This window comes from Aeromonas sp. S15(2024) (genome assembly GCF_041402265.1).
Taxonomy (GTDB): Bacteria; Pseudomonadota; Gammaproteobacteria; order Enterobacterales; family Aeromonadaceae; genus Aeromonas; species Aeromonas dhakensis.
The window spans coordinates 46,643-72,554 of sequence record NZ_JBGLQY010000001.1; the positions used below are offsets into that span (position 1 = coordinate 46,643).

Consider the following 25,912-nt stretch of genomic DNA (forward strand, 5'->3'; position numbering starts at 1 on the left):
ACAAGGAAGATAACAATATGCAACAGACCCTAAGGCCCAGCAGGCTTGCCATGCTGGTGGCTTTGGCTGCCATGCCCGCCTGGGCACAGGCCGCTTATCCCGCCTATCAGGCCGGTACCGCCTACAAGGCCGGCGACATCGTCAGCAACGTCGGCAATCTCTATGAGTGCAAAGAATTTCCCTACTCCGGCTGGTGCGGGGCCTCGCCCTATCACTATGAGCCAGGTGTCGGGGTCGTCTGGGCCGATGCCTGGAAACTCTATGGCGGCGAGGTGCCGCCCCCGGCGCTCGGCGTAGCTGTCAGCTCGCCGGCTGCCGGCGCCAGTGTCAACGAAGGGGCCAGCGTCGCGCTGGCGGTGACCCTGAGCGGCCCGGTGACGGCGCTGGTCAAGGTCGAGTACCTCATCGACGGCACCCTGGTCGCCACGGCGAGTGCCTCGCCCTGGAACGGCAGCTGGCGTGCCGCCGGTGTCGGCGCCCACGCCCTCAAGGCGCGAGCGCTGGATAAAGACGGCAAGGTGCTGAGCGAGGCGGATTCGAGCTTCAAGGTCGCCGCCGTGGTGGCGCCGGAGGCGCCCAAGGTGAGCATCAGCAGCCCAGCCGCCGGCGCCAAGGTGACCCTGGGTCGCAGCGTGGCAGTGAGCGGCAACGTCACCGATGCCAACGACGACGTCGCCAAGGTCGAGCTGTTCGTCGATGGCAAGAAAGTGGGTGAAGACACCAGTGCCCCCTGGCAGGTGAACTGGACGCCCCAGAGCAAGGGGCTGGCCGGCCTCAAGCTGGTGGCGACCGACAAGGAGAACCTGAGCGGCGAGTCGAGCCAGGTCGACGTGCAGGTGGAAGAGGCCGCCTTGCCGCCCACCGGTGGCAATCTCTCCTGCGACATTCGTCAGATCTACCGTCCGGATGGCTACGAGTGCATGGGGGATGACCACGCCCGCCGGGTCATCGGTTACTTCACCTCCTGGCGTACCGGCAAGAACGGCTTGCCCTCCTACCTGGTGAGCGACATCCCCTGGGACAAGATCACCCACATCAACTACGCCTTCGCGGCGGTGGACGAGCAGAGCCACACCATCAAGGTGGATGACTCGGCGACCAAGATGACCTGGGACGGCGTGCCGGGTGCCGAGATGGATCCGGAGTTCGCCTACCAGGGCCACTTCAACCTGCTGTCCAAGTACAAGAAGCAGTATCCGGACGTGAAGACCCTGATCTCGGTGGGGGGCTGGGCCGATACCCGCGGCTTCTATACCGCCACCACCAAGGGTGACTGCTCGGTCAACACCGACGGCATCAACGCCTTTGCCAACTCGGCGGTGAGCTTCATCCGTCAGTACGGCTTTGACGGGGTCGACGTCGACTACGAGTATCCCACCTCCATGAAGGATGCGGGCAACCCCAACGACTTCCCGCTCTCCAACCAGTGCCGCGGCAAGCTGTTTGCCAACTACAAGGTGCTGATGCAGACCCTGCGCAGCAAGCTCGACAGCGCCGGCAGCGAGGATGGTCGCAAGTACATGCTGACCATCGCCTCGCCGGCCTCGGCCTATCTGCTGCGCGGCATGGAGAACTTCCAGGTCACCCAGTACCTCGACTACGTCAACCTGATGACCTACGACTTCCACGGCGCCTGGAACAACTTCGTCGGTCACAACGCCGCCCTGTTCGACAACAAGGCGGATGCCGAACTTGCCCACTGGGGCGTCTATACCCAGAGCCAGTTTGGCGGCATTGGCTACCTCAACGCGGCCTGGTCTGCCCACTACTTCCGTGGCGCCCTGGCGGCCGGCAAGATCAACGTGGGCGTGCCTTACTACACCCGCGGCTGGCAAGGGGTCAGCGGTGGCACCCACGGCCTGGGCGGCAAGGCAGCACTGCCGAGCCAGAGCGATTGTCAGCCGGGTACCGGCGGCAGCACCATTCCGTGCGGCAACGGGGCGGTCGGCATCGACAACATCTGGCACGATCTCGACAAGAACGGCAAGGAGATCGGCGGCGGTGCCGTGCCCATGTGGCACGCCAAGAACCTGGAGAACGCCGCCAGCCTGGGTATCACCACCATGCCGAGCTACGGTCAGGCCTGGGGTCTGGATCCCAACAACCCGGCTCACGTGATGCAGGGCAAGTACGTGCGTTACTACGATGACAAGGCGCAGGCGCCTTGGCTGTGGAACGAAGAGAAGAAGGTGTTCCTCTCCACCGAAGATGAAGAGTCCATGGGCCACAAGCTCGACTACATCATCAAGCGGGGCCTGGGCGGGGTCATGTTCTGGGAGATGGCGGGTGACTACGCCTTCGATCCGGCCAAGAACGAGTACGGCATGGGGGATACCCTGACCACGCTCGCCTACGACAAGTTTGCCAAGGCGACCAAGTACGACACCAGGCAGAACGATCTGGCGGCGCCAACCGCCCAGCTCGACATCGCGGTGAGCCTCTCCGGCTTCAAGGAGGGGGATTCCAACTACCCGATCAACCCGACCCTGAAGCTCACCAACAACTCGACCCAGACCATTCCGGGCGGTACCCGCATCGAGTTCCTGGTGCCCACCTCCACCTCCGACACCATCACCGACCAGAGCGGGATGGGGCTGAAAGTGGTGGAGAGCGGCGGCAACCAGAACTCCGACGGCATCGCCAACGAGAAGGACTTCCACAAGGCGGCCTTCACGCTGCCGACCTGGAAGGCGTGGGCGCCGGGCAGCGACGTGGAAGTGGCGATGACCTACTATCTGCCGGCCGCCGGTGTACCGAGCGGCATCCGCATCATCAGCGGCACCCAGACTGCGGGTCTCAAGGCCGAGTTCCCGACTTTGCCGGAGGCCGTGCTGGGCAGCAGTGGCGGCGGTGAGAACCCGGGCGGTGCCACCTGCAGCAGCCAGAACGTCAATCCGGCCGCCTACAAGGCCTATCCGACCTGGCCGCAGGGGGATCATGCCAACGGTGGTGATCGTATGACCAACAACAAGGCGGTCTGGCAGGCCAACTGGTGGACCAGCAGCGAGCCCAAGGCGGGCGACGGCAGCTGGAAACTGGTATGCAGCTACTGAGTTGTCCAAGCTGCTGTACCAGCAGCGAACTCAGAGCGGGCGGCGGCAGCTGGAAACTGGTGTGCAGTTACTGATGACCGTTTGAGAGACAGGCCGGCACTCTGCCAGGCCTGTTCTCTCGCAAGGCAATGACCCAATCCGGAGCCCAGGCTCCGGATTTTTTTATGGCGGGGTAATAAAGGCAGGGGCATAAAAAAGACCGCTCCGGGGAGCGGCCAATTGCCACCAAGGCAATCTGCGGGGTAATCCCCTTGTTGTTGATCGGCAGGGCGGGAGCCCGTCCTGCCGGGTGTTGTTGCGTGCCTTGCCGAGGGATGGTCCCGGTCGGCACGCGGCTTGGTTACTGGGTGACGGCACCGCCCTGCTGCTCTTTCAAGAAGCTGATCCAGGGCGAGGCGCGACCGCTGACGTTGCCGTTCTGGGCAGCCTGGGTGAAGGCGGAGAGTGCCTCCTTCGGCTTTTGCTGCTCAAAATAGGCAACCCCGGTCAGGAACTTCAGATCCGCTCGCTGCTCGCCGCTGGCGTTGGCGGCAGGCTTGGCGGCGAAGGTCACCAGATCCTGGTAGCGCTTGCTCTGGATCATCATGCGCGCCATCTTCAACTGCAGATCGGCACTGGGGGCCAGCTTGTAGGACTTGGCCAGGGTGTCGATGGCCGGGTCCAGCTCCTTGGCCTGGTGCCAGTAGTTGGCCAGCGTCTTGTAGTTGGCTGCGTTGCTCTCGATGGTCCCTTCCTTCATCGCTTTCTCCATCACGCGGGCGGCGCGGTGGGGAATGCCGGCGAAGGCCAGGTAGTTGGCGAGGCGCTGCAGCTCGCTGGCTTCGGTCAGCATGCCAAGGTTGTAGGCGCCTTCCAGCGCCGCCAGGGCCTTGGCATCGTTGCCCGCCTGCATGTGCATGGCCGAGAGCTGGGTCCAGTACTTCTTCTTCTCCGGGTAGCGGTCGACCAGTGCGGTCAGCACCTCGGTAGCCGGCTTGTACTGCTTCAGCTCGTAGTGGGCCGCCATCTTCAGCAGGTACCAGGACTCCGGCGCCTTGCCCGCGGAGAGCTTGATCGCGTTGTCCACCGCCGGAATGGCTTCTCGATACTGCTTGAGCTGCACATGGGCGTTGGCCAGCGTGATGTAGGCGTGCGGGGTCGGCTTCTCGTCCTTGCCGAGGTTCGCGAACCACTGGTTCATGGTGCTGATGGAGGCCTTGAAGTTCCCCTCCGCCATGTAGAGCTGGGCCAGGTTGTAGCGCACCTGCTGGGCCACCGGCTGGGGCAGCCCGCCAGTGGCGATGGCATCGGCGAAGTACTTGGTCGCCTGACCGTACTTCTCTTGTTGCGCCGCCACGAAGCCCAGGGTCTGCAGAATGACCCCCTTGTCGTAAACCCGCTCGCCGGCGCCGGACAGCGCCTCCTGCAGCTTGGCATTGGCCTCGCCGTATTTCTTCTCGGTGATCAGTGCCTGCGCCTTGTTGACCGCACGATAGGCGCGATCAGAGAGGGCGGGCTGCTCGGCGGCCCAACCGGCGGTGCTGAGCAGCACCGCCATGGCGACCGGGGCGAGGATCAGGGTGTGTAACTTTTTCATCGCCACCTTCCTTAGTTGGTCGCAAACTCGATCTCTTGCTGCATGCGACTGGCCTGCGGCTTGCCATCCACCATGGCCGGTTTGAACGTCCATTTGGCGATGGTCTGGCGCGCTGCCTTGCCGAGGTCGTAGCTGCGTGGCTCTTCCTTGACGATCCGCACGTTGCTGACGGTGCCGCGCTCGGTGACGGTGAACTCCACCAGCACCTTGCCGGAGGCGAGGCCGGCCAGCGCCGCCTTGCGGGGCATCATGGGCTCGAAGGTCGCCAGTGGAATGGCGCCGTTGTTGCCACCCATGCCGCCGCCACCGCCACCGGTGCTGTAGGCACCGAGGGCGTTGCCGCCGCCGATGTTGACCGGGATGTCGAGTTTGGGCATGTCCATCGGCGAGCTTTCCATCTGCGGCCGGTCCGTACTCGCCACTTCCATCTCGGGAGGGGGCGGCGGGCGTTTCGGAGGCGGCGGTTTGGGCAGCTCACGTTGTCTCTCTTGCAGGGTCTCCTGAGGCTTGAGGCGAATGAAGTCGGTCATGGTGACGTCCTCCTTCTCCGTCAGCTCCCGGTGATCCGGCGTGATGAGCTTGTTCATTCCCAGGAACAGGAAGAACACCACCACGCAGGAGACCGCTAACGATATCAGGTATCTCATGGCATTCGCTCCGGCATCAGCTGCTCTTGTCGGCGGCGATGGAGATGTTCTGGACACCGGCCATGCGGATCTGATCCATGACCTGGACCACCAGACCGGAACGGGATTCGCTGTCGGCCTGGATCACCACGGCGCTCTCCGGGTTTTCCGCCCGCAGCCGCTCGATGTTGGCACGTACGGCACCCACTTCGACGATGCGCTTGTCGACCCAGACCTGGCCGTTCTCGCGGACCGCGACCATGATGTTCCCCTTCTTCACCGTTTCGGCCGTGCTGGCGCTCGGGCGGTTGATCTCCACGCCGGACTCCTTGACGAACGAGGTGGTGACGATGAAGAAGATCAGCATGATGAACACTATGTCCAGCATGGGGGTCAAATCGATGGCCGCCTCATCAGCACTGCTGTCGCTGTGACGTTTTCTCATGGCAAAAACTCCTTGCTTGTTCTGTGCCCCCGCCAGAACCGGGTCCGGCGGGGGAGTGCATCCTGCATCAGCCGTGTTTCAGGTTGTCTTCCAGCTTCTGCACGGCCAGCTTGGCCTTGTGATCGAGCCGGCTGACAAAAAACAGACCGGAAAGGGCGGCAATCATGCCCGCCATGGTCGGTACCGTCGCCTTGGAGATCCCCGAGGCCATCGCCCGCGGTGAGCCGGTGCCGGTGATGGCCAGGGTGTCGAACACCTGCACCATGCCGACCACGGTGCCCAGCAGTCCCATCAGCGGGCAGAGGGCGATCAGCACCTTGATGACCGGCATCCCCTTGTCCACCGCCATGGCCACCCGGGAGACCAGCTCGCGGCGGATCTGCCTGGCAGACCAGGAGAGGTGATCGCTGCGGGCCAGCCAGGCGGCCTTGGTCTGCTTCACCTGTTGCGGGTAGACCGCCATGAAGTAGAACCAGCGCTCCAGCAGCAAGGCCCACATCATCAGGGTCAGGAAGAACAGGGCGACCAGCACGTCGCCCCCCAATCCCAGAAACCGGCGGACCGACTCGACTTCTTCAATCAACCAGAACCACATGGGTGACTCCTTACGCTGCGGCTTTGGAGGCGTGCAGACGTTCCTGATAACGGGCGACGAAGCCGGCGCTCTGCTCTTCCAGCACCTGGATCAGACGGCGGCTCTGGGTCTGTACGATGGTGTAGAGGAACAGCATGGGCACCGCGACCACCAGACCCTGCATGGTGGTGACCAGGGCTTCGGAGATACCGCCCGCCATCAACTTGGGATCGCCGGTACCGAACAGGGTGATGGCCTGGAAGGTGGCGATCATGCCGACTACGGTACCCAGCAGACCCAGCAGCGGTGCCACCGAGGCGATCAGCTTGATGATGCTGATGCCCTTCTCGAACTTGGGCACGTTGCGCAGGATGATCTCGTCGAGCTTGGACTCCAGATCCTCGATGTTGTCGCCACGGTGCGCCTGGTAGGCGCCCAGCATCTCGCCGATGGGGTTGCCCTTGATGATCTGATCGGATTTCAGCTGCTTGCGCATGGATCCGCCGATGAGGGAGAGGCGGGCACCGCAGAACAGCGCCAGCAGGGTGCCGATGACCCCCAGTGCCAGGATCACGTAACCCACGGAGCCGCCCTGATCGATGCGCTCTTTGAGGGTTGGCGACTGCACCAGCAGGGAGAGGATCACGCCGCGGGACGGGTCGATGAAGATGGGTTCGACGCTGCCGCCGCCCTGTTCAAACTTGGCGACCGGTTCCAGCACATTGCTCTCTGGTTGACGGGAGAGCTGTTCGAACTTGCCGGTCTCCGGCACGAAGGTGAGGTACTTGCCTTCGGAGACGGTGTTGAACTCGCCGATCTGGGTGACGGTCTTCTCGGCCTGGTTGCCTTCGCCATAGACCACGGTGGCCGGGATCTGGCTCACCTTGCCACCATCGACCATGCGGCTGAGGGTAGTGGTCCAGAAGGCGGTCAGGTCATCGCTGGAGGGGAGCTCCTTGCTCTCGGCCAGGCGGGTCAGCAGGGCGGTCTGCTCCGGATGCTCGACCCGACGGGCGGAGGCGTTGAAGATCCCCTTGAACTCGCCGGCGAACTGGCGCAGTACGCCGAACATCTCGCCCATGTTGCCGGAGCGCTGGCGCAGGGTCTCGGTCAGCTCGGTCAGCTGCTTGTCATTGGCATCAAAAGTGGCCTTGAGCTGCTCGCCTCTGGCGGTCTCGGCAGCCAGGTCGGCCTTGGCCTTGGCCAGCAGGGCGGTCTGCTCGTTCTTGTCGGCCAGGAAGCGGGCTTCCCGCTCCTTGTTGAGCTGGGATTCAGTGGTGCTGGCAGCCTTGACCTGATTGAGCAGGGCGTTCAGATCCACCGGTTTCTCGGCGGCGGTCACCGGCAGGGTGACCAGGGTAGCGCCCGCGATCAGCGAGGCGATGGCAAGTTTGATTCCTTTCATGATGCTTTCTCCGCAGTTTGAACCGGCAGCTTGATGAGGGCGGGAGGCGCCTGCTTCTTGGCGATGCGAAGGCCCTGTTCCACTGCACTGCGATACTCCTGGGGCAACTCTTCCCACTGGCGGGTCTGCTTGTTCCACATGCCGGTTTCCTGGCCGTCCGGGGACTGGTAGAGCAGGGCGATGCGGCCGACGCGCAGGAACTCGTAAGTCTTCTCGCTGCCATCCTTGTCCAGGCTGGCCTTGTAGGACTCGATGGTGCGGCTGAAGCCCTCCTCGATCTGATAGGCCTCCAGGATCTTGCGGTACTTCTCGGAGATGGTGACATCGGCCCGGTTCATCAGGTCGGTCAGGGCCGCCACGCGGTCCTCCCGCTCAACCTTCTGGAACGGCAGGTCCAGCGAGACGAACTGGTCGAGGGAGTCGATCATCTTGAGCATCAAGGGCACCACTTCGGTGCTGGTCTGATCGATCTGGGCGATCTGGCGCTGCATGGAGGCCAGCTCGCTGCTCTGGGATTCGACCATCTTGCCCACCTGCTCGTTGTAGGTGCGCAGGCTGTCGACCTGGCGCAGAGCGGCCTTGTACTGGGCGAGGGCGGATTCGGCAGAGTCGGCGTAGTTGTCGATCTTCTGCTGGGAAACTTTGGATGCATTGTCGGTGGCGGCTTGAGCGTCCACTGCCTGGCTGGCAGAGGCGGCACTCAGATTGAAGCTGGTCAGCAAGGCAGCAGAAACCAGGCTGCCGAGGAGCGCTTTCTTCATTGTAATTGTCCTTGTTTTCATAGGATTACCCTATCTCCGTAACTTCCTTGGACGTTGGGCAAAGCCGGCCCGACCGGGCCGGCTTAGGTTGGTATATCAACGAGAGTTGATTAGAACTTCTGGGTGTAGTCGAGGTAGACGATGCGTCCGTCGATGCTGTAGAGATCTTCGTCGTAGGTGAAGCCGTCGCTGGAGAGCGAGGGGCCTACGTTGAACATGTTCTTCACACCGGCTTGCAGCTTGCCGTTCCAGGGGGTGTTAACACCGACGTTCAGGTTCCAGGTGGTCTGGGAGGCGATATGGCCCTCGGTCCGACCGTCAACATAGTCCTGGCTCTGGGAGTCGATGTAGTTGGCACTCAGGTAGGCATCCATGTTCCACCACTGCGGCACATTGACCCCGACACCGGAGTTGAAGCGCAGTTCAGGCTTGGCGTTCCAGCCCTTCTTGTCGACCATGGGACCACCGGCGAACAGACCCTCTTCGTATTTCAGAATGTAGGTGCTGCCGAAGTCGTAGCGCACAGTCGCGACGTTGAAGTCGTACTTGTAGTCAGCCTTGAAGTCCAGACCGCTGGTCTTGAGCTGGCCCAGGTTGACCATGCCGGCATAAACCTGCTCCACATCGCCGTTGGCATCGCGGATGACGTTCGGGTTGCTGCCAGTGTTCAGCTCCTGATAGAACTGGGTCTGGGTGGTGGCCAGCTGGATCACGTCATCAATCTTGATGTAGTAGTAGTCCAGCGAGAGGTTGAGGTCGTCGATCGGGCTGTAGGCAGCGCCGATGCCGAAGGTGTCAGCCGTCTCTTCCTTCAGGTTCTTGTTGGATTGGCGAACCGTGGTGTACTGCTCTTCCGGGCAGTTGGCGACACCGTTGGCCTGGCAGGAGACATAGTCCTTGGCGTAGTCGGCGGAGTCGGCATCGGCCGCGTACAGGTCGTCCAGACCCGGGGCACGGAAGGACTGCGACCAGGAGGTGCGGAACAACAGGTTGTCCAGCGGCTGATAGCGCAGGCTCGCCTTGGGCGAGAAGGCGCTGCCGAAGTCGCTGTACTTGTCGAAACGACCGGCCAGGTTCAGCTCGATCTGCTCGGTGATGGGGATCAGGCTCTCGATGTAGGCGGCGAAGACGTCGCGCACACCACTGCCCGAGTTGCCGGAAGAGCCGATGACGTTGCCGGCCGCAGACTGGCTGTCATAGGTGTCGGAGTAAACCCAGTCGTTGTACTCGGCCCCCAGGTACCAGCCGATGGGGCCGGCCGGCAGCTCGCCCATGCTCCAGCCCAGGCCACCGTACCACTGGAAGAAGTCCATCTTGGAGGTACGGCTGGTGTCGTAGGAGAGGCTGTTGGTGGCGGCACTGGAGAACTCGCCGTTCTTGAAGTTGCCGCTGTCGACCTCCTGCTGGACCGACGGATTCAGCACATAGCCGGTCCCGCGGTTCTTGTTGTCGGTCTTGGAGTACATGTAGCCCGCATTCCACTCCACATCGCCCACCGCTTCGGTCGGCAATGTGCCCTCGAAGCCCAGGTTCATGCTGCCGGTCATGTCGGTGACGTCGTTGTCACGGGGGCCGACGTTGCTGAAGCGATAGTAGACGGTAGCCTTGTCGCCGATGAAGCCGTTGTCGGCCAGCAGCTGGGCGCCGCCCGGAGTGGTACCGTCGATGCTGAAGGGACCGGCGGCTGGGGCGAAGCGGCCGAAGCTGGTGACCCGCGAGCCGATCAGCTGGGGTACGAAATCGACGTTGTCATTGATGTGATAGCGGCCGTTGACATAGACGGTGTCCCGGGTACGGGAAGCGGTCTTGGCGGCGACCTGGGCAAAGTCGAAGCGGCAGGCGGTACCGACCGGCACGAAGCCGGGACCGGTATTGGCGCAGTCGATGCCGTCCAGGGTACGGGTGACCGTCTTGCCGGTGGCGGCATCGATCCCCTTGATGTTGCGGCCATACAGGCTGGGAGCAGACGAGCCCTGCAACGCCAGGTAGTCGCGATCCTTGTAGTAGATCTCATCCTTGACGTCGTGCTCGTACACCATCATCAGGGAACCCTTCTCCCCGGTGATGCCGCTGACGATGGAACCGCTCTTCTCGTCACCACCCTCTTCGGTGGGAGAGCCGATACGGCCTTGGAATTCCAGCCCTTCATAGTCCTGTTTCAGGATGACGTTGATGACGCCGCCGATGGCATCGGAACCGTACAGGGCAGAGCCGCCGTCTAGGTTCACTTCAACCCGCTCCACCGCCGCCATGGGGATGGAGTTGAGGTTGATGGAGCTGCCACCGATGGAAGGAGAGCCGGCGACCCGCTTGCCGTTGAGCAGCACCAGAGTGCGCTCTGAGCCAAGCCCGCGCAGGCTGACGGTGGCCTGGGATTGGGCTGAGCTGCCGGAGGAGGGGGAGATACTACCGAAGGAGTTGTAGGAAGCCTGCTTCAGGTAGTCGGCCACGGTCTGCTGACCGGATTGTTCGATCTTGGCCTTGCTGATGGCGACGACCGGGGTGGCGCCTTCCACGTCGACACGGGAGATGCGCGAGCCGGTAACCTTGATCTTCTGGAGTTTTTCGACGTTTTGGCCTTCTTCGGCCAAGACAGGGGTGGCCACTACTGCCGCGCTCGCCAAGGCAAACGCAACGGCAGCAGAGAGTCTGCTTTTCCTAAGCATCGCTTATATCCTTCCTGGTTGTTTTTTTGTTTGCTTCCATACCGCCCTCGTTGGGGCGATGCGTAAGGCTTATCAAGGTTTGGCGGTTGACGTCAATTGAGGCGGTACGGATGGGGGCGTGGCGGGTAATAAGATGACTATGTTTTATTTGTTCGCATTTGGCAGAGATTTATTCTGATTTGGTAACGTTTTCCTATGTAAAGGTTTTGTTAAGGCAAATTGATTCCAGTTTATCGATTAATTTTGAACTTATCGATAAGGGTGGTGTCTTTCTGGGTTTTATATTGTTGAGTTAGGTATTTTTAGCATTATTGTCTGTTTTGGTAGTGTGTTCGGCTGAGGTTCAGGCTGGGCGCCGGCCACCTATTTATGTGCAGCCATATAGAGAAGGTGTTCTTTTGTGGGGTTTGCTTTAAGTAGCTGTTTTTAATGGTTTATTTAATTTATTTGCTGGTTTTTATCTGTTTTGTTGAATTACTAAACGTTATTTAAGTTGTTCATCTTGTAGTTTTTTATCTTGAAGTTGCGAATTTCAGAAAAAACTCACGATAAATTCCACTGCACAAGCCGGGACCAGAATGCACCCCTAGTTCTACTTGATTTTTGTTGCAGAGCTTTTACAGTGACCGAGCGGATAGTCTGTCAATCATCGGCTATTCAGTGAGTAATGCCAGGAAGGACGGGCCCGTCACCGGATGTGACTGGCCATAAAAGAACAACAAGGACGAGGTTCCACCATGCTGTCGTATTTCCTACGTCGGATGCTTTTGATCATCCCGACGTTTCTCGGTATCACCCTGCTCGTCTTCACCATCACCCGTTTCGTGCCGGGCGGTCCGGTCGAACGCATGTTGCTGCAGGCCCAGGTTTCCCAGAATGAGTCCGGTCGCTCCAGCGGCAGCAAGGGGGCGCAGGCGCTCTCCGACGAGCAGATCGAGGAGCTCAAGGCGTTCTACGGCCTCGACAAGCCCATGCTGGTGGCCTATTGGGAGTGGCTGCAGAAGCTGGCGGTGCTGGATCTCGGCGAGTCGACCCGCTATTACGAGCCGGTGTGGGATCTTATCAAGGACAGGTTGCCGGTGACCGCCTTCTTCGGGCTGGCCACCTTTCTGCTGAGCTACGCCGTCTCCATCCCGCTCGGGGTGGCCAAGGCGCTCAGACACAACACCCGCTTCGATTCAGTCAGCTCCATGCTCATCTACATGGCCTATGCGTTGCCCGCCTACGTGGTGGGCATCTTCCTCATCACCGTCTTCGCGTTTCATCTGGAGTGGCTGCCCATGGGGGGCTTCCCGGGGGACGAGTTTGACGGGATGGAGAACAGCTGGGATCAGATCCGCACCCTCTTCGCCCATGCGCTGCTGCCGCTCATTGCCTACGCCATCGGGGATTTCGCCATCCTCACCATGACCATGAAAAACAGCCTGATGGAGAATCTGTCGGCGGATTACGTGCGCACCGCCGTGGCCAAGGGACTGCCGTTTCGCAAGGCGGTGACCGATCACGCCATGCGCAACAGCCTGATCCCCATCGCGAGCCACCTGGGATCTGTGCTCACCGTCTTCTTCGGCGGCTCCTTTCTCATCGAGACCATCTTCAACATCGACGGCATCGGCCTGCTTGGCTACGAGGCCATCGTGGAGCGGGATTACCCCACCGTCATGGGCATTTTGGCCATCACCTCCATGCTGATGCTGGTGGGCAACATTGTCTCCGACATCTGTGTCGCCCTTGTCGATCCCCGCGTGCGGTTTGGAGAATAACCATGCAGCTCAATCCGGTTACCTTGAAAAAACTCAAGCGTTTCAAATCGATAAAACGCGGCTACTACTCCTTTATCATCTTCACCACTCTGGTGCTGCTCTCCCTGCTGGCGGAGCTCTTGGTCAACAGCCGGGCACTGATGGTGAGCTATCAGGGAGAGCTCTATTTTCCCACCTATGGCGACGTGATCCCGGGTCAGCAGTTCGGGCTCGATTACGAGTACGAGACCAACTACCGCCAGCTCCAAGACAAATTTTCCGCAGAGGGCAAGGGGGACTGGGTGTTGCTGCCACCTGTGCCCTGGAATCCCTATGAGCAGGACTTCAAGCAGGACGCCTACCCACCCTACGCGCCGAGCCTGGCCGAGCGCCACCTGCTCGGCACCGACACCAGCGGCCGCGACGTGCTGGCGCGGCTGGTCTACGGCTTTCGCATCGCCATCGGCTTTGCCTTCATCGCGCTGGTGGCCAGCTACGCCATCGGCGTCACCATCGGCTGCATGATGGGCTTTCTCGGCGGACGCTTTGACCTGGTGCTGCAGCGTTTCATCGAGATCTGGTCCCAGGTGCCGTTTCTCTACGTCATCATGATCCTGGTGTCGCTGGCCAAGCCCAATTTCGGTCTGTTCGTGGCCATCAACGTGCTGTTCGGCTGGATGGGCATCACCTGGTACATGCGCACCCTCACCTACAAGGAGCGGGCGCGGGACTACGTGATGGCGGCGCGGGCCCAGGGGGCCGGTACCGGGCGGATCATCTTCAACCACATTCTGCCCAACACCCTGATGATGATCGTCACCCTGGCGCCGTTTGCCGTGGTGGGCAACATCTCCACCCTGACGGCGCTGGACTATCTGGGCTTTGGTCTGGCCCCGCCCACCCCGAGCTGGGGGGAGCTGCTCTCCCAGGGCATCAACAACCTGGATGCCATCTGGATCGTGAGCTCGGTGGTGGCGGCGGTGAGTCTGGTGCTGATCATGGTCTCCTTCATCGGCGAGGCGATCCGCGAGGCGTTCGACCCGCGCAAATTTACCCGTTATCAGTGACCTGTGGCGCACTCAAGGCGCCGGGTTGCTCACCCTTAAATTGATAAACCCCCAGTGCAGGGGTATGACCAGGAAGTCAAACATGAACAATAAAATCAAATGGATAGGTGCTCTATTCTTGTTGGTGAACGGGACCTGGGTGTGGGCGGCCAGCCTGCCTGCGGATCTCAAGTGGGAAACCAACGACACCGACCCCGTGTTCGCCTCGCCCAAGGCGCTGCCCGGCGGCAGCATCACCATGTTTGTAGACAGCTTTCCGCTGACGTTTCGCACCGTGGGGCCGGATTCCAACGGCGCGTTCCGCTCCTTCATCATGGACAACCAGCTGAGGCTCATCAGCTTCCATCCCAATACCGGCAACCCCATTCCGTCGCTCGCGACCCACTGGGCCATCGCGCCGGACAACCAGACCGTCTACTTCAAGCTGGATCCGCAGGCCAAGTGGTCCGACGGCAAGCCGGTAGTCGCCGATGACTACACCTTTGGCTACGAGATGATGCGCTCCAAGGACATCAAAGGGCCCTGGTTCAACAACTACTACACCACCGAGGTGGTGGCGGTGGAGAAGATTGACGACCACACCATCCTGGTCAAGGCGGGTACTCGCAAGGCCAAGCTGGATCTGCTCAACACCACCGAGCTGTGGCCTCAGCCCAAGCACTACTACAAGCTGACCCCCAACTGGGTGAAGCAGTACAACTGGGCCGTGGTGCCCACCACAGGCCCTTACGTGATGACCGACGTGAAGAAGGGCAAGTCCATCACCTTCAGCAAGCAGAAGGGGTGGTGGGCCCAGAACTATCGCTACAACCAGCACAGGTTCAACCTCGACACCATCAAGGTGCAGGTGATCCGCGATCACAACATCGCCTTCCGTCACTTCCTGAAAGGGGAGCTGGATACCTTCGAGATGATCCTGCCCAACTGGTGGCATGAGAAAGCGGTCACCCCCGAGTACAAGCAGGGATACGTGCAGAAGGTGATGGCCATGACCGACACCAAGCAGGGCGGGCAAGGGTTGCATCTCAATATCGCCACTCCCAAGCTGGCGGACATCAACGTGCGGCTCGGCATTCAGCATGCCCTCAACATCGACAAGATGATCAAGACGGTGCTGCGTGGCGACTACGACAGAGCTACCACCTTCGGCTCGGGTTTTGGCGAGTTCACCGACATGCAGCTGCCGGAGCGGGCCTATGACATCAGCAAGGCGCGCGACTACTTTGCCAAGGCGGGCTACAGCAAGCCGGGGCCGGACGGCATCCTGCAAAACGACAAGGGGGAGCGACTGACCCTGGCGCTCACCTACACCAGCCAGGAGCACTCCAAGCGGTTGACCGTGCTCAAGGAAGAGGCCAAGAAGGCGGGGCTGGATCTGGAGCTCAACCTGGTGGACGGCGCCACCGGCTTCAAGGCAATGCTGGAGAAGAAACACGAGGCGGCCTGGATGGGCTGGGCCGGCGGCGGTCTCTATCCGCAGTATTGGGAGTCGTTCCACTCCGCCAACGCCAACAAGCCGCAGACCAACAATCTGTTCAACGTGGCTGACAAGGAGCTCGATGCGCTGATCGACGCCTACAACGTCGAGTTCGACATGGCCAAGCGGGCCGAGCTCTCTCGCCAGATCCAGCAGCGCATCTATGATCTCGCCATCTTCGTGCCCGGGGTACAGCTCAACTACGTGCGGGCCAGCAGCTGGCGTTACGTTATGCTGCCCGAGGTGCCCGCCACCAAGAACACGCCTGATCTGCTCTACTGGCCCATGGACGGCTACCCCCACAGCAGTGGCGGCCTGCTCTGGCTCGATCCCAAGGTGAAGGAAGAGACCCTGAAAGCCAAGGAGGCAGGGGAGGCGCTAGCGCCCATCAACCTGCTCGACAAGACCTATGCACGTCACTGATATGGCGCAGAAGGGAGCAGCAGTCATGCCCAACACACAGGCTCCCCACCCGGGCGCCAGGGATCATGGGAGGCAGCTCGGCGTGGATGATGGCCAGAGCAAGGCCCCGATTCTTGAGGTGCGCGATCTCGAGGTGGAATTTGCCGTCGACGACGGCAAGATCAAGGTGCTCGACGGGGTCAGCTTCCAGGTTGCCCCCGGCCAGACCCTGGGGGTGGTCGGCGAGTCCGGCTGCGGCAAGAGCGTCACCTCGCTCGCCATCATGGGGCTGTTGCCCAAGCCCCATGGTCAGGTGGTGGCGGGCTCCATCCGTTTTCAGGGGGAGGATCTGCTCGCGCTGTCACCGGATCAGATGTACAAGGTGCGCGGCAACCGCATCTCGATGATCTTTCAGGAGCCGATGACGGCGCTCAACCCGGTGCAGACGGTCGGCGATCAGCTGATGGAGGTGTTCCGCCTCCACCGTCCCGATTACAACAAGGCCCAGCGCAGGGAGGCGGCCATCGCCATGCTGCAGAAGGTGGGGATCCCCGAGCCCGCCCAGCGCTTCGCCGTCTATCCCCACAACCTCTCCGGCGGCATGCGTCAGCGGGTGATGATCGCCATGGCGCTCGCCTGCGAGCCGGCGCTGCTTATCTGCGACGAGCCGACCACGGCGCTGGATGTCACCATCCAGGCCCAGATCCTGGAACTGATGAAGGAGCTGCAGGCCCAGACCGGCATGGCCATCATCTTCATCACCCACGATCTCGGGGTCGTGGCGGAACTGTGCGACGAGGTGGTGGTAATGTATGCGGGCCGGGCGGTGGAGCAGGCCGACGTGTTCGAGCTGTTTGACCACCCGCGCCATCCCTATACTCATGGTCTGATGAGCTCGATCCCGCGGCTCGAAGATGAGCCCAAGAGCCTGCTCAAGACCATCAAGGGGCAGGTGCCGGCCCTGCACGAGATGCCCGCCGGGTGCCGTTTCTCCAACCGTTGTCCCCATGCCACCGAGATCTGCGTGAGGGCCATTCCGGCCACCGAGCAGCTCGCCGAGCGGCACGGGGTGGCCTGCCACCACTGGAGGGAGCTAGCCGTATGAAGACGCTTTTATCGGTGCGCGACGTGAAGCAGCACTTCCAGCTGGGCGGCGGCTTGTTGCGCAAGAAGTACCACGTCTACGCGGTGGACGGCATCAGCTTCGATCTCAAGCAGGGGGAGACGCTGGGGCTGGTGGGCGAGTCCGGCTGTGGCAAGTCGACCCTGGGACGCACCCTGCTCAAGCTGTTCGAACCGACCGCCGGCACCATCACCTTCGAGGGGCGTGACATCACCCACCTCTCGCCCAAGGAGATGCGCTCCCTGCGCCAGGAGATGCAGATCGTGTTTCAGGATCCTGCAGAATCCCTCAACAGCCGCCACACGGTGGGGCAGATCCTGGAGGAGCCCTTCGTCATCCACGGCAAGGGCAACGCCGAACAGCGGCGGGTCTGGGTGCAGGAGCTGCTGGAGAAGGTGGGGCTGCCAAGCAGCGCGGTGGATCGCTATCCCCATGAGTTTTCGGGCGGCCAGCGCCAGCGCATCGGCATCGCCCGGGCCATCGCCCTCAAGCCCAAGCTGCTGGTCTGTGACGAGGCGGTGTCGGCGCTGGATGTATCGGTGCAGTCCCAGATCGTCAACCTGCTGCTCACCCTGCAGCGGGAGATGAATCTCGCCATCATCTTCATCGCCCACGACCTGTCGGTGGTCAAGCACATCTCGGATCGGATTGCGGTGATGTATCTGGGCAGGATCGTCGAACTGGCTGAGGCCCAGTCGCTCTATCTGGCGCCGCGTCACCCCTATACCCAGGCACTCATCTCGGCCATTCCGGTGCCGGACCCGCGTCGGCGCAGCCAGCGCATCCTGCTGACCGGTGATGTGCCATCCCCCATCTCGCCGCCGAGCGGCTGCCACTTTCACCAGCGCTGCCCCTATGCCGGCGAGCTGTGCCGCACCCAGTCGCCGAGTCTGCAGTCGTGCGACGGGGCCGGTCACCAGGTGGCCTGCCACACGCCGTTGCCGTTGGCCGAGGCGATCCCCCTGGGAAAGGCGGTATGATGCCGGTGCCCGCATCGCAGCAAGATGGCACGGGAAACAACGAATAAAAAATGGGGCCTGCGGGCCCCATCTTCATGGTTGGAGTTCAGGTTTGGCCGTGGAACATCTGGCCAGGGCAGGACAGCGCCCCCGAGAGGGGATGGCTGCTGTGTGGATTGCTGTTGTTTGTAATTTTACTACTTAAATACCCGGTAACTCTTTCACGAAATTGGCCGCTGGTGGTATCAGGCGCCATAGCGGAAGTAGTAGTTGCGGGTTGACGGTGCATAGGTATCTTTCTCTGCCACGCCTTTCTTGCTGGTTACACCCTTCAGGTGGAACAGTACTGCCAGATTCTCAAACATATATTCACCTCATCGCTCTGTCGTTGACTTGTTATCTGTGACCTGGGTCACGCTTTGATCCTATGGCCTTCTGTGAGCTGGATCAACTTTTTGTGTTGTAAATTTACATAAATCATGGAAAGGGTTTTCAAATCCAGCGCTGCTTATGGAGACGGTTTCAGCGGGCACTTAGGTTGCGGTGCTGATAGCCAGGCTGACAGGCCTGGGTGAGTGGGAGGTGGGGTATGTCAGAGCAGCAGAGCTGTCTGGCGGTTTCGAGGGGAAACATGCCAGGGGTTGGCGGGGGCAGGCAAAAAAATACCCCGCACCTGGCGGGGTATGTGGTGTGGCCGGTTGGCCCTGGTCTGCGGGCTTATTTGGCCGGGATCTGTTCCAGCACGTGGACCAGCAGCTGCCAGAAGCGCTCGACCGCCGGGATGTGCACCTTCTCGCCTGGCGCATGGGCGCCGCGGATGGTCGGGCCGAAGGAGACCATGTCCCACTCCGGGTAGGCGCTCTTGAACAGACCGCACTCGAGGCCGGCGTGGATCACCATGACGTTCGGCATCTCGCCGAACAGGGTCTGGTAGCTGCTCCGTACCAAGGCCATTACCGGGGAGTCCACGTTCGGTGCCCAGCCCGGGTAGGCGCCGGTAAACTCGCAGCTGGCGCCAGCCAGATTGAACAGGGAGCGGGTCATCTGCTCGACGCTCTCGCGACCGGAGTCGATCAGAGAGCGGATCAGGCACTGTACGTACACTTCGCCATCCTGAGTCTTGATGACACCCAGGTTGGTGGAGGTCTCGGTCACGCCCGGGATGGCATCGCTCATGCGGATCACCCCGTTCGGGCAGGCCATCAGGGAGTCCAGCAGGCGGGCCTGCAGGGACTCGCTCATCAACTGGGCCGGTTTCTCCTGGGCGGTGAGCAGCACGGTCAGGTTGGCTTCTGTGGCAGCCAGCTCGCTCTGGTAGATGCCGGTATAACGGTCAACCAGGGCCTTGAATTCGTTGACGCTGGCGGCGGGCACCAGCAGCTTGGCACGGGCCTCGCGCGGGATGGCGTTGCGCAGGGTGCCACCGTGGATCTCGGCCAGACGCAGGCCCAGCGGCTCGGCGGCCTTGAGCAGACGCACCAGCAGCTTGTTGGCGTTGCCGCGGCCGCGATGGATGTCGACCCCGGAGTGACCGCCACGCAGCCCTTTTACCTGCAGCTCGAAACCTTCACCTTCAGTGGCGGCAACCTGCTCCAGCGGGAAGCGAATATTGGCATCCACCCCGCCGGCGCAGCCCATGTAGACCTCGCCATCCTCTTCGGAGTCGGTGTTGAGCAGGATCTCGCCTTCCAGCCAGCCCGCTTCCAGACCGAAGGCGCCGGTCATGCCGGTCTCTTCGTCGGTGGTCAGCAGCACTTCCAGCGGACCGTGCTTGATGCTCTTGTCGGCCAGCACGGCCAGGCAGCCAGCCATGCCCATGCCGTTGTCGGCACCCAGGGTAGTGCCGCGGGCGGTGACCCATTCACCGTCGATGTAGGCATCGATGGGATCCTTGGTGAAGTCGTGCTGGGTGTCGGCGTTGGCCTGGGGCACCATGTCGATGTGGGCCTGCAGCACCACCGCCTTGCGGTTTTCCATCCCCGGCGTGGCCGGTTTCTTGATGATGATGTTGCCTACGGCATCTTGCTTGACCGCCAGCCCTTCCCCTTCGGCCCACTGCATGATCCAGGCGCTCAGCTGGGCTTCGTGCTTGGAGGGGTGGGGGATGGAGCAGATCTGTTCGAAGAAGTGCCAAATCAGTTTGGGAGAGAGAGAGCTAAGCTGTGCCACGTCGGGACTCCTTACCAGCACGGAAAATGACAGAGCCCCGGCAGCGGGGCGAGGAAGAGGATAACGATAATACAGTCAATCACACAAAAATGTGAGCGATCAGCGCAAATTGCGGGCAGCTTGTGCTGGCAAGTGGGGGATTGGCAGCGAACTGCTCCGATGGGGGCAAAATGAGCCAGCACAAAAGATTTTTTGTGATTCACATCACAAAAATATTGAGTTTATGGCGCCGACTGGTAAATTAACGACCGTGGTTCGCCACCCGTCAGGATGACGATGAATGCCTCCAGGGAACCGAAGCAAAGCAAGTGCGCCTCCATGGAACCGAGTGTCCGTTCAAGGATCTGAACCCGCATAAAGGTACGTAACTTGTTAAGCAATCAGGAGTTTATTATGTCAGGCAGCAATTCAACCTATTGGTTCGCCCAGTCTCTTTATACCCAGGGCTTCAGCTACCCGAACCCCTACGCCAACCGCCGTTAAGGCAGGTGCCGGCCGGGCTGACAGGCAGATCGAAAACAGCAGGCGAGTGAGGACTCCATCCTCCCCCTGCTATTTTTTTATCTGTTGCTCGGCAAACCCCGCCGGGGAGAGGGCAAAGAGGGAGTCAGCCGGACTTGCTTCGATTTTTTTCCTGTATTTCGCATACGTTTGCCAGTCAATTTATCCGCAAACGATGGTATCATGCCCGCCCAACAGCCTGTCTGCGGTCCTGCCCCCTCTGTGACATGACCGCCAGCTCTGCCCATCCTGCTTCCATTGCATCTGTTTTCGCTGCCGAGGGTCTTCTCCCGAGGCGGCCGCGGTGCAAGCTGAATTTGGTAGACAGGCGGCCGACATTATCTGCTGCCGATTCACTACGGAGTCGGCATGTGATTTTAAGTAATTGTTTTGTATAACCATTTGAGAACGATAGCATGCCAAAAAAATTCTACGTGTCGTGGGACAACCTGCAACGTGAAGCGCGCCGTCTGGCCCGTCGTCAACTGCCTGTCAGCCAGTGGAAAGGGATCATCGCGGTCAGCCGTGGTGGCCTGGTTCCGGCGGCGCTGATGGCCCGTGAACTTGGCATCCGCAACGTCGAAACCCTCTGCATCTCCAGCTACGACCACAACAACCAGCGCGATCTGGTGGTGGTGAAGGCCGCCAGCACCGCGGGTGACGGCGAAGGCTGGCTGGTGGTGGAAGATCTGGTGGACACGGGCACCACTGCCAAGGTGATCCGCGAGCTCTACCCCAAGGCCAAATTCATCGCCATCTTCGCCAAGCCCATGGGCGAGCCGCTGCTGGATGATTTCGAAGTGGCCATCCCGCAGGACACCTGGATCGAACAGCCGTGGGACATGGCGCTGGAGTTCGCCACCCCCATCTGCGACGAAGAGTAAGCCGCAAAGCTGCTGCAAAGGGCCCCTGTATGGGCCCTGTTTTTTTGTGGTGCAACTGGCTGCCCGGCGGCAAAAGTGGTTAAGATGGAGCCATTGCATGACAGAAATGAGTAACAGCTTTGGACTTGAACGACGACCTCAACCTGACCGAGCAGCTCTTTACCCGGGTCAAGAAGGTGCTGGAGACCTCCGAAGTCTCCAACTCCAGCCCGGTGGAGGAGCAGGATCACAATGTGGACGAGAGCTTCATCGACGGTTCCATGTCAACGCGCTGGTATCGTCTGCTGCGCCGGCCGACCTGGGCCTGGCAGGGGGCGGATCCGGTCGAGGTGGAGCAGACTCTGGCCCGCATCGCCATGGGCGAGGGCGAGCGTACCCACGAGCGTTTCCTCGACACCATCAAGGGCTATGTGCCCGGCAACTGGGTCTATGAGTGGAGCCAGCTGGCCGGCCGCTACTTCAACCGGGGTCGCGAGCTGGTGGCGCAGGGCGAGCGGGGCGCAGCCCTGAAAAGCCTGCTCAAGGCGGTACGTTACTACTCCATTGCCAGTTATCCCCATCTGAAGAATGACGAGCTGGCGGATCAGGCCCAGTTGCTCGGCAACATGGCCTACCGCGAGGCGGGACGCCTGTTCAAGGTGCCGCTCAAGGAAATCCAGGTACCATTTCGCGGCAAGCACATTCAAGGCTACCTGCATTTGCCGACCACCGACAAGCCGGTACCCCTGGTCATCGTCAGCGGCGGCATCGACTCGCTGCAGGTCGACTTCCTCAACCTCTATCTCAAGTGTCTGGAGCCCAACGGCATCGGCATGCTGTCGCTGGACATGCCGGGCATCGGTTATGCCGAGCACTGGCCGCTGGTGCAGGACACCAGCCGGCTCCATCAGGCGGTCTTGAACCATCTGTCCGAGGTGGCCTGGGTCGATCACCAGCGCATCGCCATGGTGGGATTCCGTCTGGCGGGCAATGTGGCAGCGCGCCTCGCCTTCATCGAACCGTTCAAGCTGCGGACCGTGGTCTGCATCGGTGCCGGCGTCAACCAGGTGTTTACCAATCATGAGATGTTCGCCCGCTGCCCGCGCATGATGCGGGACGGGCTGGCCAACCGCCTCGGCGCCGATGCGGCCGAGTGGGAGTCGCTGCGCACCAAGTGCCAGGTATTTTCACTCAAGACGCAAGGATTGCTGGGGACTCGCACATCTGTGCCGATATTGAGTATTGGACACAAGCGAGATTTCATTTGTCCCGAGCAGGATGTACGGGCATTGGCCTCCGCCAGCCGCAACGGCAAGGCGGTGGTGTTCGACAAACAACCCTTGCTGGAGGTGTACGACGAGGCGTTGAAAGAGATGGTCGACTGGCTCAAGAAGCACTTATGTACATGATATAGCGCTAAAATTTATCGTCATCCCAGGGTGACGTGGCTTGTTCAACAGGGAGGTTAACATGTCAGAAAGAGTGACCTACAAGCGACTGCTGAGGCAGTTTGCCGCGATTGGCCCCTATTTACGTGAGGACCTGTGTGAAGAGGGGCGTTACCGTTTCGACTGCCTTTCCGTCTGTGTCAGTGCCAAGCCGGCACCGGACAAACGGGAGTTCTGGGGCTGGTGGCTGGTGCTGGAGCAAGACGATCACAGCTTCAGCTACCACTATCAGGTCGGCTTCTACAATGCAGACGGGGAGTGGCTCGACAAGCCGTTGCCCAAGAAGCATCAGGTGGAAGTCGAACGCACCCTCAACCACTTCTACAAGCTCATCAGCGACAAGCTGCACCAGCTTGGTTGCCAGCTCGCTCCCGCCGAGCAGGTCACCAACGAGCTGACCGTCACCGCCGCCTGATGACCCGCCGCCCCGCCAGCCACCCATCGGCTGGCGGGGCATTTCTTTGCCGCGCTGCCGGCCATCCCGATTTCCCGCCTGCCGCGTGGCGTTAATTGCCTTGCAGGGCAACAGGGCCGTGGGTATAAAGGGATTCCTTACATTTCAGCCTTTTTGCTCCCATGGAAAACAGAACCATAGTCGTCAAACTGGGCACCAGCGTGCTCACCGGGGGATCTTCCCAGCTCAATCGTGCCCACATGGTCGAGCTGGTCAGACAGTGTGCAGCCTTGCACCGTCACGGCCACAGGGTCGTGATGGTCACCTCGGGGGCCATCGCCGCCGGCCGTGAGCATCTGGGCCACCCTCCGTTGGCGCCAACCCTGCCCAACAAACAGATGCTGGCGGCGGTGGGCCAGACCCAGCTGATCCGGGTCTGGCAGGATCTGTTCAACCTCTATGGGCTGCACATCGGCCAGATGCTGCTGACCCGTGCCGACCTGGAGGACAGGGAGCGCTACCTCAATGCCCGCGACACCCTGCGCACCCTGCTCGATCACCGCATCATCCCGGTCATCAACGAGAACGACGCTGTGGCCACCGCCGAGATCAAGGTGGGGGACAACGACAACCTCTCCGCTCGCGCCGCCATCCTAGCCGATGCGGACCTGCTGATCCTGCTCACCGACCAGAAGGGGCTCTTTACCGCCGATCCGCGCACCAATCCGGATGCCCAGCTCATCGAAGAGGTACAGACCATCGACGACACCCTGCGCAAGCTGGCGGGTGACAGCGTCAGCGGGCTCGGCACCGGTGGCATGGCCACCAAGCTGCAGGCGGCCGACGTGGCGCGCCGCGCGGGGGTCAACGTGGTGATCGCCACCGGCCAGATGCCGGAGGTGGTGGGGCGTCTTGCCAGGGGCGAGCGCATCGGCACCCTGTTCCCGGCGCTGGCCTCTCCGCTGGAAGGACGCAAGAGCTGGATCCTGGCAGGGCCGCCCCCTCACGGCGAGGTGCAGGTGGACCAGGGGGCTGTCGCCGCCATGCAGGAGAAGGGCTCCAGCCTGCTGCCCAAGGGCATAGTGGCGGTGAAGGGGGATTTCGTGCGCGGCGACGTGGTGCGAATTCTCGATCCCAAGGGGGCCGAGCTGGCGCGCGGCATCTGCCGTTACAATCATCTGGAGCTGGATAAACTGCGCGGCGTCCATTCGGACAACATCGAACAGGTGCTGGGCTACGGCTACGGCGCCGTTGCGATCCACCGCGACGACATGGTGCTGCTGTGAGGCGTCAGCCGCTGCAGAGCATGGGCAGCGGCACACCAGGATAAGAGAGGCGCCGCCAATCAGGCGGCCCCGCAAGAACCAAAGGGAAGAGAGATGAGTCTGGAGAAAATGGGGCAGGCAGCCCGTGAAGCCGCCTATCAGCTGGCCACCGTCAGCACGGCGCAGAAGAACCGGGCGCTGGCCGCCATCGCCGACGAGCTGGAGGCGCGCAGCCACCAGATCCTGGCCGCCAACGAGAAAGACATCGCCGCCGGGCGCGAGGCTGGCCTCTCCGAGGCCATGCTGGATCGGCTGCTGCTCAACCCGGCCCGACTAGCCGGTATTGTGGCGGACGTGCGCAAGGTGATCACCCTGGATGATCCGGTCGGGGCCGAAATCGACAGCCGGGTGCTGGAGAACGGCCTGCGTCTCTCCCGCCGCCGGGTGCCCATCGGGGTCATCGGCGTCATCTACGAGGCGCGCCCCAACGTTACCATCGACATCGCCAGCCTCTGCCTCAAGACCGGCAACGCCAGCATACTGCGCGGCGGCCGCGAGACCTTCCACTCCAACCTGGAGCTGGTGCGGGTGATCCAGCGCGCGCTGGCGGCCTCCGGCCTGCCCGAGGCGGCGGTGCAATATATCGACAACCCGGACCGGGCCCTGGTGGGCGAGCTGCTGCGCCTCGACCGCTACGTGGACATGATCATCCCCCGCGGTGGCGCGGGTCTGCACAAGATGTGCAAGGAGAACAGTTCCATTCCGGTCATCATCGGCGGATTCGGCATCAGCCACATCTTCGTGGACGAGAGCGCCGATCTGGCCCGGGCCTTGCCCCTCATCGACAACGCCAAGGTGCAGCGCCCCTCCGCCTGCAACGCCCTCGACACCCTGCTGGTGCACGAGAAGGTGGCGCCGACCCTGTTGCCGCAACTGGTTGGCTTAATGAACGAGCGCAAGGTGGCCCTGGTGGCCACGCCGGAGGCCATGCCGATGCTGGCGGGCGCCGACAGCCTGCGTGCCGCCGGCCCGGAAGACTTCGATACCGAGTGGCTCTCGCTGACCCTGGGGATCAAGCTGGTGGCGGATGTGAACGAGGCGCTGGCCCATATGCGCGAGCACAATGCCGGTCACTCCGATGCCATCCTCACCAACGATCTGGCCAATGCCGAGCGTTTCGTCAACGGCGCCGGTTCGGCGGCTGTCTACGTCAACGCCTCCACCCGTTTCACCGATGGCGGCCAGTTTGGTCTCGGCGCCGAGGTGGCGGTATCGACCCAGATGCTGCACGCTCGTGGCCCCATGGGGCTGACCGAGCTCACCAGCTACAAATGGGTGGGATTGGCGGATTATCTGAGCCGCGCCTGAGCCCCCGTTTTACCCTGTGTGAAGATGC

The 25,912-nt window shown here is 61.6% G+C and carries 18 protein-coding genes and 1 pseudogene; 11 read left to right on the forward strand and 8 right to left on the reverse strand.

The window, feature by feature from the left end; genetic code table 11:
* Positions 1–17: 17 nt before the first annotated feature.
* A complete protein-coding gene (locus ACB033_RS00240; RefSeq protein ID WP_162518991.1) occupies positions 18–3,053 on the forward strand; it encodes a glycosyl hydrolase family 18 protein in 3,036 nt (1,011 codons plus the stop codon).
* Positions 3,054–3,393: 340 nt separating this feature from the next.
* On the opposite strand, the gene ACB033_RS00245 is transcribed toward ACB033_RS00240, so the two are convergent.
* The 7 genes from ACB033_RS00245 to ACB033_RS00275 form a co-directional block, all read right to left on the reverse strand.
* Entirely contained in the window at positions 3,394–4,629 is a 1,236-nt protein-coding gene (locus ACB033_RS00245) for a lipopolysaccharide assembly protein LapB (protein ID WP_124249677.1), read from the reverse strand.
* Positions 4,630–4,640: 11 nt separating this feature from the next.
* On the reverse strand, positions 4,641–5,276 hold the full coding sequence (locus tag ACB033_RS00250; RefSeq protein ID WP_005297832.1) for an energy transducer TonB: 636 nt from the start codon (positions 5,274–5,276) through the stop codon (positions 4,641–4,643).
* A gap of 16 nt (positions 5,277–5,292) precedes the next feature.
* Entirely contained in the window at positions 5,293–5,700 is a 408-nt protein-coding gene (locus tag ACB033_RS00255) for a biopolymer transporter ExbD (protein WP_005297833.1), read from the reverse strand.
* 67 nt (positions 5,701–5,767) lie between these two features.
* On the reverse strand, positions 5,768–6,295 hold the full coding sequence (locus ACB033_RS00260; protein ID WP_005297834.1) for a MotA/TolQ/ExbB proton channel family protein: 528 nt from the start codon (positions 6,293–6,295) through the stop codon (positions 5,768–5,770).
* Positions 6,296–6,305: 10 nt separating this feature from the next.
* Positions 6,306–7,679 (reverse strand): MotA/TolQ/ExbB proton channel family protein, encoded by a 1,374-nt coding sequence (locus tag ACB033_RS00265; RefSeq protein WP_005297840.1) that lies wholly within the window; start codon positions 7,677–7,679, stop codon positions 6,306–6,308.
* Positions 7,676–8,440 (reverse strand): DUF3450 domain-containing protein, encoded by a 765-nt coding sequence (locus ACB033_RS00270; protein WP_005297842.1) that lies wholly within the window; start codon positions 8,438–8,440, stop codon positions 7,676–7,678. Before ACB033_RS00270 ends, ACB033_RS00265 begins: the two co-directional genes overlap by 4 nt.
* 110 nt (positions 8,441–8,550) lie before the next feature.
* Complete coding sequence (locus ACB033_RS00275; RefSeq protein ID WP_042007442.1) at positions 8,551–11,106, reverse strand: TonB-dependent receptor; 2,556 nt, start codon at positions 11,104–11,106, stop codon at positions 8,551–8,553.
* Positions 11,107–11,843: 737 nt separating this feature from the next.
* On the opposite strand from ACB033_RS00275, the gene ACB033_RS00280 reads away from it, so the two are divergent.
* From ACB033_RS00280 to ACB033_RS00300, 5 genes are all read left to right on the forward strand, one after another.
* Complete coding sequence (locus ACB033_RS00280; RefSeq protein WP_010633023.1) at positions 11,844–12,869, forward strand: ABC transporter permease subunit; 1,026 nt, start codon at positions 11,844–11,846, stop codon at positions 12,867–12,869.
* A gap of 2 nt (positions 12,870–12,871) precedes the next feature.
* Positions 12,872–13,915, forward strand: coding sequence for an ABC transporter permease (locus ACB033_RS00285; protein WP_139723920.1), 1,044 nt, complete (start codon positions 12,872–12,874; stop codon positions 13,913–13,915).
* Positions 13,916–13,997: 82 nt separating this feature from the next.
* Positions 13,998–15,815 carry an extracellular solute-binding protein gene (locus tag ACB033_RS00290; RefSeq protein ID WP_042007444.1) on the forward strand — a complete coding sequence of 606 codons (1,818 nt, stop codon included), beginning with the start codon at positions 13,998–14,000 and terminating at the stop codon, positions 15,813–15,815.
* Between the two features lie 25 nt (positions 15,816–15,840).
* The gene (locus tag ACB033_RS00295; protein ID WP_042007445.1) at positions 15,841–16,899 is read left to right on the forward strand and encodes an ABC transporter ATP-binding protein; all 1,059 of its coding nucleotides are present in this window, start codon (positions 15,841–15,843) and stop codon (positions 16,897–16,899) included.
* Positions 16,896–17,897, forward strand: a complete 1,002-nt coding sequence (locus ACB033_RS00300) for an ABC transporter ATP-binding protein (RefSeq protein WP_005297879.1) — start codon at positions 16,896–16,898, stop codon at positions 17,895–17,897. Before ACB033_RS00295 ends, ACB033_RS00300 begins: the two co-directional genes overlap by 4 nt.
* Before the next feature lie 696 nt (positions 17,898–18,593).
* Here the strand turns inward: ACB033_RS00300 and ACB033_RS00305 are convergent.
* Positions 18,594–20,045: an aminoacyl-histidine dipeptidase gene (locus ACB033_RS00305; protein ID WP_024941440.1), complete on the reverse strand. Its 1,452-nt coding sequence runs from the start codon at positions 20,043–20,045 to the stop codon at positions 18,594–18,596.
* A 917-nt stretch (positions 20,046–20,962) separates the two neighbouring features.
* Between ACB033_RS00305 and gpt the strand changes: the two genes are divergently transcribed.
* From gpt to ACB033_RS00330, 5 genes and pseudogenes are all read left to right on the forward strand, one after another.
* Positions 20,963–21,430 carry a xanthine phosphoribosyltransferase gene (gene gpt, locus ACB033_RS00310; RefSeq protein ID WP_005297888.1) on the forward strand — a complete coding sequence of 156 codons (468 nt, stop codon included), beginning with the start codon at positions 20,963–20,965 and terminating at the stop codon, positions 21,428–21,430.
* Positions 21,431–21,549: 119 nt separating this feature from the next.
* Positions 21,550–22,818: an esterase FrsA gene (gene frsA / locus ACB033_RS00315; protein WP_017781041.1), complete on the forward strand. Its 1,269-nt coding sequence runs from the start codon at positions 21,550–21,552 to the stop codon at positions 22,816–22,818.
* A 61-nt stretch (positions 22,819–22,879) separates the two neighbouring features.
* Positions 22,880–23,272, forward strand: a complete 393-nt coding sequence (crl, locus tag ACB033_RS00320) for a sigma factor-binding protein Crl (protein ID WP_005297893.1) — start codon at positions 22,880–22,882, stop codon at positions 23,270–23,272.
* A gap of 161 nt (positions 23,273–23,433) precedes the next feature.
* Positions 23,434–24,537, forward strand: a complete 1,104-nt coding sequence (gene proB, locus ACB033_RS00325) for a glutamate 5-kinase (RefSeq protein WP_005297894.1) — start codon at positions 23,434–23,436, stop codon at positions 24,535–24,537.
* An 81-nt stretch (positions 24,538–24,618) separates the two neighbouring features.
* Positions 24,619–25,884 (forward strand): annotated as a pseudogene (locus ACB033_RS00330) (glutamate-5-semialdehyde dehydrogenase); the annotation flags it as partial.
* Positions 25,885–25,912 lie beyond the last annotated feature (28 nt).